The sequence below is a fragment of the Parvibaculum sp. genome, assembly GCF_019635935.1.
In the GTDB taxonomy this organism is placed as follows: domain Bacteria; phylum Pseudomonadota; class Alphaproteobacteria; order Parvibaculales; family Parvibaculaceae; genus Parvibaculum.
Genome location: NZ_JAHBYN010000001.1, coordinates 3,433,634 through 3,444,847, shown reverse-complemented (window position 1 = coordinate 3,444,847; position 11,214 = coordinate 3,433,634). Strand labels below are relative to the sequence as shown.

The window sequence follows — 11,214 nt, the reverse complement described above, 5'->3', positions numbered from 1 at the left end:
CGCCACCTATTCGACCGAGAAGCCGAGCGTCAGAATACCTGCCTCCAACAGGCCGTCCACGACCCCCGCATCGTGACCCGGTACGATGGCAATGTCAGGTTCCGCCTGGTTCAGCCGGAACAATGCGGCGAGCTGGCCGAAGACCGCGGTCCGATCTTCGTTCAGGTAGAACTGCGTGACCAGTCGGGCGCGTTCGCGCAGCAGTTCGATGTTGCGAAAGTGCCAGGCGACGTCGCCGATCAGGAGTAGCTCCTCGCCGTTCGCCTTCTGCACATAGACCATCTGACTGCCCGGCGTGTGGCCCGGCGCCTTGATCAACGCAACGCCAGGCGCGACCACACGATATTGCTCGTATTCGAGCGGCTGGTAGCCATCGAGTGCACCGTCCGGGAAGCGCGCCGGCACGCTGCGGGCGGGATTTTCGACCTGCTCACGGGTAAGTTTCGTCGAAGGGAGCACCGCTTCCAGATCCGGATGAGCCGTCAGTCCGCCAATGTGATCCATATGCTCATGCGTGATGACGATCAGCGACGCCGATGTCATTGCCGCCTCCATTCGCGCATAGGCATCGGCGTCAAAAGAGACCAGATTTCCCTGCCCCAGCTCTTCGTTCAGCGCCGTATCGACGATGATGCTCGTGTCGGGATATACGAGACGGAAGGAAAAGACCGGCATATCGCGCGAGCCCCAGCCATCGCCCGCAACAATCGCCGTTGCCGGAAACTGAAACGCGCCGACGCGTTCGACCTCGACCGATGCCGGCTTGTCGCCCGGCGTCGCGGCGACCATGCGGCGAATCTCGCCGATATCGAGCGCGAATGCCGCGTCCGAGGGCATGCGGCTTTCGACAATGAGCCAATAATAGGCGCCGCCCGCGACCACGGCGAGCACGCCCAGACTAATCAGTGTGCGGCGCAACCAGACCGGCATGACACTTCCTCCCCATCCCCTGAAACTCGTCGTGGACTATGAGCCCGGCTCGATGGCCGATCAATCGTCGAGAGACTTTCGGCGGTCGAGGCTCAGGCTCTCTTCTCCCACTTTCCGGCATCGTTCTGTTGCCAATAGGTCGCATCGTGACCTTCGGCCTTCAATACCTTCCAGTGTTCGCGCGCCGCGCCAACCGCCAGGTCGTCGCGACCGTCGAACATCAGAACGCAACGCTCATAACCGTCAAGCGGGCCGGGCGCAGCGCCGTCGACCAGGAACAACACCTTGGCGCCATTGGGATTTTCGTCCCCGGTCGTCAGGAAAATCGGCGTTGTCTCGGGGGGGCCATCGTCGCGGCTGCCATGCGGCAGGAAGCTGTCGTCGCTATAGGTCCAGAGTGCATTGTTGAGCGCTTCGAGCCGCTCGGCGCCACCGGCGCGGACCACCGCCTGCCAGCCGCGCTCCAGCGAACGCTCCAGCAATTGCGGCAATACACGCTCCAGCGGCGCGTTCTGCAGATGGTAAAACAGCACCTCTGTCATCGTACTGCCACCGAACTGTCACGCTTCGTAGTGGTCGGCGACCAGGCGGTTGAGCAGGCGCACACCCCAACCCGAACCCCAGCTCTGGTTGATCGCGGTTTTGGGTGAGGCCATCGCCGTGCCGGCGATGTCGAGATGCGCCCAAGTGGTCTTGTTGACGAAGCGTTCGAGAAACTGCGCCGCGGTGATCGAACCGCCATCGCGGCCGCCGGTGTTTTTCATGTCCGCAAACTGCGAATCGATCTGCTTGTCGTAGGCGGCGCCCATCGGCATGCGCCAGACCTTCTCGCTCTCGGCCTCGCCGGCCTCGGACAATTGCTTCGACAGCTTGTCGTTGTTGGAAAAGAGCCCGGCGTACTCCTTGCCGAGGGCGACCATAATCGCGCCTGTCAGCGTCGCGAGATCGACCATGAATTTCGGCTTGAAACGATTTTGCGTGTACCAGAGCGCGTCGGCGAGCACGAGGCGGCCTTCGGCATCGGTGTTGATGATTTCGATGGTCTGCCCCGACATGGAGGTAACGATGTCGCCGGGCCGCTGCGCCTTGCCGTCCGGCATGTTCTCGACGAGACCGATGACGCCGACCGCGTTGACCTTCGCCTTGCGCGCGGCAAGCGCATGCATCAAGCCGGTGACGCAGGCCGCGCCGCCCATGTCGCCTTTCATGTCCTCCATGCCGGCCGGCGGTTTCAGCGAGATACCGCCGGTGTCGAAGCAAACGCCCTTGCCGACAAAGGCCACCGGCTTCTCGCCCGCCTTGCCGCCCGTCCAGCGCATGACGACGAGATGGCTTTCGTGCTGGCTGCCATGTCCGACACCGAGCAGCGCGCCCATGCCGAGTTTCTTCATCTGCGCTTCGCCAAGCACCTCGACCTTTACGCCGAGTTTGGACAGCGCACGGGCGCGCTTTGCGAACTCACCGGGGAACAGAACATTCGGTGGCTCGTTGACGAGCTCGCGCGTCAGGAACATGCCGTCGGCGATCTTCGACAGCGTCGCATAGTCCTTGCGAGCGGATGCGGCAGCGCGCGTCATCACGGTCAGCGATTTGAGGCCGGCCTTTGATTCATCGGTTTTCTTTTTCGTCTTGTACTTGTCGAAGCGGTAGGCGCGCAGCCGGGCGCCGAAAGCTATGCGGGCCGCCGCTTCGCCCGCCGGCAGCTTCGCGGCCGAAATGCCGTCGAGCACGATCGACAGCGACGTTTCCTTCGTCTTTTCGATGCGGCCGATCAATTCGCCGCCCGCCTTCTCCATACCGGCAGCAGACAGGTCGGCCGATTTACCGAGACCGACGAGAAGGATGCGTCCGGCGGCAACGCCGCGTGTGCCGATGACTTCCAGAACCGAACCGGCCTTGCCGGAGAAGCCGGCCGCCTTCATCGCCCGCTTCAGCGCGCCACCGGTCTTGCCGTCAAGATCGGCGGCGGCACCGCGCGGCGACGCGCCTTCGGTCACCAGCACGGCGAGCGCCCCAGGCTTTGCGAGCGAGATGTCGGCAAAGGAAATATTCATCGATGGCCTCTTCTGATTAACTCTAAGTCCGGATTCGGGCCCGCATGTCACCGATTCGGCCGGTCAACGGATCGGAAAAAGCCTCTAACGCCTTTTCCCCCCAGCCGAAATGGGATAACCATTTCTCTCAATAGAACCCGACAAATTGCCGTACATCCTAGCTGAATCGGCGGCAAGGGAAAGCCATCGTCGGCAATCGCGGACGGAAGCCGCCGGGAGCGGTCCCGTCCTTGCGAATATCGGATTTCCGGTCGGGGGCCGGGCTCATGTTGAAGGGTTTGTCACGCTATATATTCGTTCAGGCGCTCGGGCCCTTCGTCGTGGCGACCGTGGTGCTGACCGGCATCATCTGGCTGACGCAGGCGCTGCGCATGCTCGACGTGATGATCACGCAGGGCCAGACGCTTGTCGCCTTCTTTCAATTGACCGCGCTCGCCCTGCCCAGCACGCTCATCATCGTGCTGCCGATTTCGCTCTTTTGCGCGCTGCTCTACACACTGCACAAACTCATCGCCGACAGCGAAATCGTGGTGATGTTTTCGGCTGGCGTCAGCCTCTGGGCGGTCGCCAAGCCGATCCTTGCAATCGCAATGGCCGTGTCGTTCATCGTACTGTCCTTCAGCGTCTATATCGCTCCGGCCGGAATGCGGGAACTCAAGAGCCGAATCTACGACATCCGCACGGATGTCACTTCGTCGATGATTCGCGAAGGCACCTTCACCAATCCGACGACCGGCCTGACGGTCTATGTGAGAGAGCGGGCGCCGGACGGCACCACGCACGGCGTTCTGGTGCATGACAGCCGCAATCCCAACGAACCCATCACCTACATGGCCGAAACGGGAAGCATGGTGCAGGGACCGCGTGGTCCGCTGCTGGTGATGTTCAACGGCAATATCCAGCGCGTGTCGCGCGACGAAGCCAAGGAACGCGGCGCCGCTACGTTGCTTTTTTTCGACAAATACACGTTCGACCTTTCGCCCTATCTGAAGAACCAGCCGGCGCTGGTCTATGAGGGGCGTGAACGTTATTTCAACGAACTTGTAAATCCGTCTGCCGACGACACCTACGGCCAGTCGCACCGGAACAAGCTTCTCGCCGACGCCCATGAGCGGCTGGCCGAGGGGATATTCCCGATGGCATTGGCGCTGATAGCTCTTGCCGCGTTGCTTCCGGCACCGTTCAATCGGCGCGGATATGCAATGCGCATGGCCGCGGCGGCGGGTGCTGCGCTGGTGTTGCGTGTTGCGGGTTTCGCGCTCGCCAACACCTCCAAGAACGATCTCAGTATCGTGCCCCTGGTGTATCTCGTGCCGCTCGCGGCATGCGCCATCTCACTCGCCATTGTCGGCGGCGTTCGCTTCGGTCCGATCCTGCAACGGTTGCCACTGCCGCGACTTCCTGGCAGCGGGGCTCGCTCATGAATATCTCGTGGACACTGTCATACTATCTGGGCCGGCAGTTTCTGCTTGTCGTGCTGCTGACATTCGCCGTCTTTCTTACCCTCATCTTCACGATCGAGCTTGTCGAACTGCTCCGCCGCGGCGCCAACAAACCGGGCGTTACGTTCGGGCTCCTGGCATCAATGGCACTGATGGAACTGCCCAGAGTCGGCGGCAAAACCTTGCCGTTTGCCTTTCTCTTCGGCGGCATGGCGGCGTTTCTGCGGCTGAGCCGCAACAACGAACTGGTTGTGGCGCGGGCAGCCGGCGTGTCGGTCTGGCAATTCATCGCGCCGGCGCTCGTCGTTTCTTTCGTCATCGGCTCGTTCGTCGTGACGGTCTACAACCCGCTTTCCGCGACACTGGCAACGCAGTTTCGGCAGTTCGAAGCGAAATATATCGATCAGCGAACGAACTTCCTCGCCTTGTCGTCGAACGGGTTGTGGCTGCGTCAGGCCGACTCGACCGGCCAATCGGTCGTTCACGCATTGCGCATGAGCGAACAGGGGGTCGAGCTCTTCGACGTCACGATATTTCTCTATGGCAACGCCAATACGTTCCTCGGACGTATCGACGCACGCGAGGCCGTGCTTCGCGACGGCCATTGGGCGCTAAACGATGTGTGGGTATTGCTCACTAACGACCAACCCCGCCACTACGAGACCTATCAGCAGGAAACGTCGCTAACGGCAGAACAGGTTCAGGAGAGCTTCGCGCGTCCCGATACGATTTCGTTCTGGGACCTGCCGAACTTCATCCAGACCGCCGAAGCGGCCGGCTTTTCGGCGCGGCGCTATAAACTCCATTTCCACCAGATTCTGGCCACGCCCGCGCTGCTCTGCACCATGGTGCTGGTCGCGGCGGCGTTCTCGATGCGTACCGCGCGCTCCGGCGGCTTCATACAGGTCGTCCTCGGCGGCATATTTTCGGGCTTTCTGGTCTATTTCCTCAGCGATCTCTCGCTCGCCCTCGGCCTGTCAGGAATACTGCCAACGCTGCTTGCGGCCTGGGCACCATCGGTCGTGGTCATGCTTTTGGGGCTTGCGGTTCTCTTTCACCTCGAAGACGGTTAGATATTGAGCGGGGCCGGGTGCGATTCCGGCCGGCAGGGGGCGAGACGCAGACGTGACACGGGGGCAATGGATGGGGTTTGGCGGCTGCGACCTCTGGAAGGGCGGGCGCGTTGTCGCAATGGCGCTGGCGCTATGCCTGCCGGCCGCCGGTGCCGCGCTGGCGCAGGGCGGCACGCAGGCGCTTGCCGGCGGGCCCGAACGGTCGTTTCAGCAGTCCGGCGAAGTTCTGATGCAGGCCGACGAGTTGACCTACGACCATGACACGCGTGTCGTAACGGCGACGGGGCATGTCGAAATTGCTTTTGGGTCCCGCGTACTTCTCGCCGACCGCGTGACCTACGAAGAGACCACCGGCGTGGTGACCGCTGACGGCAATGTGTCGTTGCTCGATCCGCAAGGCGACGTCGCGTTCGCCGACCGTCTGGTCCTGCGAAATGAAATGAAAGACGGGGTGATCCAGACACTCCGGGTGTTGCTGAGCGACAATTCGCGGCTCGCCGGGCACGACGTCGTACGTACTGGCGGCAACATGACGACGATGCACCGTGCCGTATACAGCCCTTGCGACATTTGCGAGGAAAAAGGTCAGACGACGCCGCTCTGGCAGATCAAGGCATTTCGCGTCATCCACAATCGTGAAGAACAACGCATTATTTATGAGGACGCATATCTGGAATTTTTCGGCATTCCCGTTGCCTATGTTCCCTATTTCTCGCAGCCCGATCCGACCGTGAAGCGGCAATCGGGTTTTCTGCCGCCGAAACTGGCCAGTTCGAGCGATCTCGGCCAGGAAGTGGAAATTCCCTACTACTGGGCTATCGCACCCGACAAGGATGTCACGCTCAGCCCGCGGTTCACGACCAAGGAAGGCGTCATCTATAAAGGCGAATACCGTCAGCGTATCGAGAGCGGGCAATTCAAGATGTTCGGCACCGGCACATGGCCGCATACACAGACGGCCGGAACGCCGGGCGACGCCGATTTTCGCGGCAGCCTGTTCGGTGACGGCGATTTTGTCGTCAATGAGCACTGGCGGTGGGGCTTCCAGACAGAACTTACGACCGACGACACCTATCTGCGCAAATACGACATGTCCTTGGCGACAGACCTCATCAACAATGTCAACGCCACCTATGTCGACGGACGCAACAGCTTTACCGCTGACGCCTATTACTTTCGCGGTCTGCTGGCGGCCGACAGCAACGCGACGACGCCGTGGGTCGCGCCCATTTTGCAGTACAACTATTCGTACCCCGAGCAGGTGGCCGGCGGGCGCGTCGGCTTTGCGGCCAATGCTATGGTGCTCGAGCGCAGCGCCGGCGCGAGTTCGCGGCGCATTTCCGCAGAGGTCGAATGGGACCGGCGCCGCACCAGCGCGGCGGGTATCGTCTATCGGCTATTCGCCAGTCTACGCGGCGACATCTATTCCGTGGAAGATGTACCGAACCCGTCGGTGCCCGGCACCACCTTCGCCAGCACGACGATGGCGCGCGGCCTGCCGACAATCGGCACCGAATGGAGCTATCCGCTGGCCCGTTCCGACAACGGGTTCAGGCAGGTTATCGAACCAATCGTGCAACTCATCTATTCGCCGGATGTCGGCAACACGGTCAAAATTCCCGACGAAGACTCGCTGAGTTTCGAGTTCGACGACACAAACCTCTTCTCGGAAGATCGTTTCGTCGGCCTCGACCGGTGGGAAACGGGTGCGCGTGCAAATGTCGGCGTTCGCTACTCGGTGTTCCTGCCTGGCGGCGGGCAGGCCTCGGCACTTCTCGGACAGAGTTTCCGTGTCCACGACAACACCAGCCTTACGCCCGATACGGGGCTGAGCGATCAATCCTCCGACTATGTCGGCCGGATCAGCGTCGCTCCTTCGGACGATCTTCTCGTAACCTATCGCTTCCGGATCGACGACGAACGCTACAAGATCAGGCGCAATGAGGTGAACCTGATCGGCCAGACCGGCCGCTTGAGCGGCCAGTTCGGGTATGCCTATTTTGCCGCCGACCAGTCGGTGACGTTCATATCGCGCGAGGAAGTTTTCCTCGGCGCGACGGTCAGGCTGGATGAATACTGGAGCCTGTTCGGCCGCACCCGATACGACATCGCCAACGATCGCGCCGTCGCAAGCAGGATCGGTGTCGGCTATGAGGACGAATGCTTCGACTTCGCGCTCAGCTTCAACCAATCCTTCATCCGGGACCGCGACATCGAGCCGGAAAGCTCGGTTACTTTGCAGATTACGCTCAAAACGCTGGGCGCTGCGCGGGTGGCGGGCGCGCCCGGCATCAACTGACGGCCTCGAAGCGGCAGCCATCGCGCAAGCCTCTGAAAACGGACGCTTTTTTGCGGTTCGCAGCCGGAGGCGACAGGTTGATTAGAGGCATGATTCAAGTATTCTGTCGCGCAGCGGATCGGGGAAACCCGCAAACGGATCAAACCAGGAGGGGCCCCCGGGCCCTCAAGAAAGTCACGATGAAGTCAGATATGCTTGCGAGCGCCGGTACGCCCGCCGGGGGCCGTTTGTTCAGGTCGATACGCGGCGTGGCGCTTGCCTGCATCTTCGTGTCGGCTTCCCTGCCCGCCGGCACGGCCATCGCCCAGGACACGAACCAGACGACGGATTCGCAAGCCATTGCGGCGATCGTCAACGACCAGATCATTTCGTCCTACGATCTCGAGCAGCGGGTGAAGCTCGTTATGGTCAGTTCCGGCATTCCCAATACGCCCGAAAACGTTTCGCGTATTCGCGACCAGGTGTTGCGCTCGCTTGTCGACGAATATCTTCAAAGGCAGGAAGCGCGACGGCTGAACATTAACGTTACACAGGAAGAACTGAACACCGCGCTCGGACGGATCGCACAGCGCTCGAACATGACGGTCGAGCAGATCGAAGAGTTTCTCAAGGAAGGCGGCGTGTCGAGATCGGCGCTGGAGGCGCAGATTGCCTCCGACATCGCCTGGAACCGCGTCGTTCAGCAGCAGTTCGGCGGGCTCGTGACCGTCGGGCAAAATGAAATCGATGAGGTGTTGCGGCGGCTGGAAGAAGAAGCCGACCAGCCGCGTTACCTCATTTCCGAAATTCTGATCACGTTCGACAGCCCCGGACATGCCGAGGAAATCGCCGCCGGAACGCAGCGCCTTGTCGAACAGATGCGCGAGGGGGCGCCGTTCGAGGCGGTGGCGCGGCAATTCAGTCAGTCGGCCTCCGCCGCCAATGGCGGCGATATCGGATGGGTACATGCAAGCCAGCTTCCCGACGGTGTCGGCGATGTCGTGGCCAACATGCAGACCGGCATGATCTCGGATCCGATCCGTACGATGAACGGATTTTACATCATAGAGGTCCGCTCCATGCAAACGGGTACAGGCGCAGACCCGATGCGCGACCAGTACTCGCTGATGCAGGTGCTGCTGCCACTGACGCCGGACGCCGAGGCCGCCGCCGTCAACCGGCGCGCGCGCGAGGCGCAGGAGTTTCGTTCGCAGGTGACGTCGTGCGAAATGGGGGCGGAGTTGATCCGCAAGTATCTGAGCGGCACGTCCTCGCCGCCGCAACAGGTGATTGCCGGACAACTGGAGCCGCGTGTCAGGCAGGCAGTCGCGCGCGTGCCGGTGGGCGGCGTAACCGAGCCGATCCGCAGCGAACGCGGCGTCGAGATGCTTGTCGTCTGCGCGCACAGGCCGGCACAGGGCGAAATGCCGACGCGCGAACAGATCGACGACACGCTCTACGAACAGCAATTGTCGATGATGGGACGCCGTCACCTGCGTGACCTGCGCCGCGACGCCGTCGTCGTTTATCGCTGAGGACGGACCGAAGCCCAAAGGGGTGCCGCCAGCCATGACGCGCGTTGCAGCTTCGGGTCGCGTCCAGCCCCTCGCACTGACCATGGGCGAGCCCGCAGGCATCGGCCCCGAGATCACGCTCAAGGTCTGGCTCGGGCGGGACGTGGCGGCGCTGCCCTGTTTTTTCGTCACCGGCGATCCGGCGCTTTATCGGGCGCTCGGCGCGCCCGTCGAGGAAATCGCGACCGCCGACGAGGCCGCCGAGGTTTTTCACCGCGCATTGCCTGTGATGTCCGTGCCGCTGGCGGAGCCGGCCGAGCCGGGCCGGCTCGCGCCCGCCAATGCGCGGGCCGTGCTGGCCGCCATCGACATGGCTTGCGATCTGGCGATGAGTGGCAACGCGGGCGGAATGGTGACCAATCCGATCCACAAGCGTGTGCTCTACGAGGCCGGCCTCGACGTGCCGGGCCATACGGAATATCTGGCGGCGCGCACGGGTGGGTCGCGGGTTGCGATGATGCTTTCCTGTCCGGGCTTGCGCGTCGTGCCGGCGACCGTACACCTGTCGCTCCGGGACGCGGCGGCGGCATTGTCGGTGCCGCTCGTCACCGAACAGGGGACGATCCTGGCGCGGGCGTTGCGCGACGATTTCGGTATTGCGCGGCCGCGCATCGCCGTGGCGGCGCTCAATCCGCATGCCGGCGAAGAGGGGCATCTGGGTCGCGAGGAAATCGACATCATTGCGCCCGCGATCGACGCCATTCGGGCTGCCGTGCCTGACATCGAGATATGGGGTCCGGCGCCTGCCGACACGCTGTTTCATGCGGCCGCTTGGGCGCGCTACGACGCCGTGCTGTGCATGTATCACGATCAGGCGTTGATCCCGCTGAAGACGATCGATTTCGAGCATGGCGTCAACACGACGCTGGGGCTGCCCATCGTGCGGACATCTCCCGATCACGGCACGGCGCTCGACATTGCCGGACGGGGGACGGCGCATCCGGGCAGTCTCGCGGCAGCCATAGGGGCGGCCGGCGAGATGGCGCGCAGCCGGGCGCGTGCATGAGCGGCGCCCTGCCGCCGCTCCGCGAGGTGATCGCCCGTCACGGGCTCGCCGCCCGCAAGGCACTCGGCCAGAACTTCTTGCTCGACCTCAACCTGACCGGGCGCATCGCGCGGGCAGCCGGCGCGCTCGAAGGGCATGACGTCGTCGAAATCGGCCCCGGACCGGGCGGGCTGACGCGGGCGCTGCTCGACAATGGCGCGCGGCGCGTCATCGCCATCGAGCGCGACGCGCGCTGCATTGCAGCGCTGGAGGAGATTGCTGCGGCCTATCCGGGGCGCCTGACCATTGTGGAAGGCGATGCCCTGAAAACGGATATGGCGGCGCTTGCCACACGCCCCGCTCGCATTGTCGCAAACCTGCCCTACAACATCGCGACGCCGCTGCTGGTCGGCTGGCTGCAGACCGACCCCTGGCCGCCCTGGTTTTCGAGCCTGACGCTGATGTTCCAGCGCGAGGTGGCAGAACGGATCGTCGCCGCGCCCGGCGGCAAAGCCTATGGGCGGCTTGCCGTTCTGGCGCAATGGCGGACAAGCCCTCGCATTCTGTTCGATGTCGACCGGCGGGCCTTCACGCCGCCGCCTGCCGTTACGTCATCGGTCGTCGAGCTGGTGCCGCGCGAGACGCCGCTTGCCGCCGCCGATCCGCGGGCGCTCGAGACGGTGGTTGCCGCTGCTTTCGGGCAGCGGCGGAAGATGTTGCGCGCCAGCCTGAAATCGCTCGGGCGCGATCCGGCGGCGATGATCGAGGCCGCAGACGCGTCGCCGACCCAACGCGCCGAGGAACTCACCGTCGAGCAGTTCTGTGCGCTGGCGCGCGCCTATGTGGCGGGGTCATGAACGCCTCCCGAAGGTTGTGAC

9 protein-coding genes are annotated in these 11,214 nt (G+C 63.0%); 6 read left to right on the top strand and 3 right to left on the bottom strand.

The genetic code is table 11. The features are described from left to right. Window positions 1–6 precede the first annotated feature (6 nt). The 3 genes from KF719_RS16865 to KF719_RS16855 all read right to left on the bottom strand — a co-directional run bounded on the left by KF719_RS16865 (window position 7) and on the right by KF719_RS16855 (window position 2,984). Complete coding sequence (locus KF719_RS16865; protein ID WP_293510349.1) at window positions 7–930, bottom strand: MBL fold metallo-hydrolase; 924 nt, start codon at window positions 928–930, stop codon at window positions 7–9. 92 nt (window positions 931–1,022) lie between these two features. Continuing rightward, entirely contained in the window at window positions 1,023–1,472 is a 450-nt protein-coding gene (locus tag KF719_RS16860) for a DNA polymerase III subunit chi (protein WP_293510347.1), read from the bottom strand. Between the two features lie 18 nt (window positions 1,473–1,490). Beyond that, window positions 1,491–2,984 (bottom strand): leucyl aminopeptidase, encoded by a 1,494-nt coding sequence (locus KF719_RS16855; protein ID WP_293510345.1) that lies wholly within the window; start codon window positions 2,982–2,984, stop codon window positions 1,491–1,493. A gap of 266 nt (window positions 2,985–3,250) precedes the next feature. Here KF719_RS16855 and lptF point away from each other — a divergent pair, with 266 nt between their 5' ends. The 6 genes from lptF (at window position 3,251) to rsmA (ending at window position 11,193) form a co-directional block, all read left to right on the top strand. Further along, window positions 3,251–4,408, top strand: coding sequence for an LPS export ABC transporter permease LptF (gene lptF, locus KF719_RS16850; protein WP_293510343.1), 1,158 nt, complete (start codon window positions 3,251–3,253; stop codon window positions 4,406–4,408). Next, entirely contained in the window at window positions 4,405–5,499 is a 1,095-nt protein-coding gene (gene lptG / locus KF719_RS16845; RefSeq protein ID WP_293510341.1) for an LPS export ABC transporter permease LptG, read from the top strand. The genes lptF and lptG overlap by 4 nt, the downstream gene beginning before the upstream one ends. 52 nt (window positions 5,500–5,551) lie before the next feature. Next, window positions 5,552–7,798 carry an LPS-assembly protein LptD gene (locus KF719_RS16840; RefSeq protein WP_293510339.1) on the top strand — a complete coding sequence of 749 codons (2,247 nt, stop codon included), beginning with the start codon at window positions 5,552–5,554 and terminating at the stop codon, window positions 7,796–7,798. A 179-nt stretch (window positions 7,799–7,977) separates the two neighbouring features. Beyond that, a complete protein-coding gene (locus KF719_RS16835; protein ID WP_293510338.1) occupies window positions 7,978–9,312 on the top strand; it encodes a peptidylprolyl isomerase in 1,335 nt (444 codons plus the stop codon). A gap of 34 nt (window positions 9,313–9,346) precedes the next feature. Continuing rightward, window positions 9,347–10,357 (top strand): 4-hydroxythreonine-4-phosphate dehydrogenase PdxA, encoded by a 1,011-nt coding sequence (gene pdxA, locus KF719_RS16830; RefSeq protein WP_293510337.1) that lies wholly within the window; start codon window positions 9,347–9,349, stop codon window positions 10,355–10,357. Further along, the gene (gene rsmA / locus KF719_RS16825; protein ID WP_293510336.1) at window positions 10,354–11,193 is read left to right on the top strand and encodes a 16S rRNA (adenine(1518)-N(6)/adenine(1519)-N(6))-dimethyltransferase RsmA; all 840 of its coding nucleotides are present in this window, start codon (window positions 10,354–10,356) and stop codon (window positions 11,191–11,193) included. The genes pdxA and rsmA overlap by 4 nt, the downstream gene beginning before the upstream one ends. Window positions 11,194–11,214: the final 21 nt, after the last annotated feature.

Excerpts from the sequence above, each read along its gene's own strand:
- lptG (WP_293510341.1), top strand. The coding sequence starts at position 4,405 with ATGAATATCTCGTGGACACTGTCATACTATCTGGGCCGGCAGTTTCTG.
- KF719_RS16865 (WP_293510349.1), bottom strand. The coding sequence starts at position 930 with ATGCCGGTCTGGTTGCGCCGCACACTGATTAGTCTGGGCGTGCTCGCC.
- KF719_RS16860 (WP_293510347.1), bottom strand. The coding sequence starts at position 1,472 with ATGACAGAGGTGCTGTTTTACCATCTGCAGAACGCGCCGCTGGAGCGT.
- rsmA (WP_293510336.1), top strand. The coding sequence starts at position 10,354 with ATGAGCGGCGCCCTGCCGCCGCTCCGCGAGGTGATCGCCCGTCACGGG.
- KF719_RS16835 (WP_293510338.1), top strand. The coding sequence starts at position 7,978 with ATGAAGTCAGATATGCTTGCGAGCGCCGGTACGCCCGCCGGGGGCCGT.
- KF719_RS16855 (WP_293510345.1), bottom strand. The coding sequence starts at position 2,984 with ATGAATATTTCCTTTGCCGACATCTCGCTCGCAAAGCCTGGGGCGCTC.
- lptF (WP_293510343.1), top strand. The coding sequence starts at position 3,251 with ATGTTGAAGGGTTTGTCACGCTATATATTCGTTCAGGCGCTCGGGCCC.
- pdxA (WP_293510337.1), top strand. The coding sequence starts at position 9,347 with ATGACGCGCGTTGCAGCTTCGGGTCGCGTCCAGCCCCTCGCACTGACC.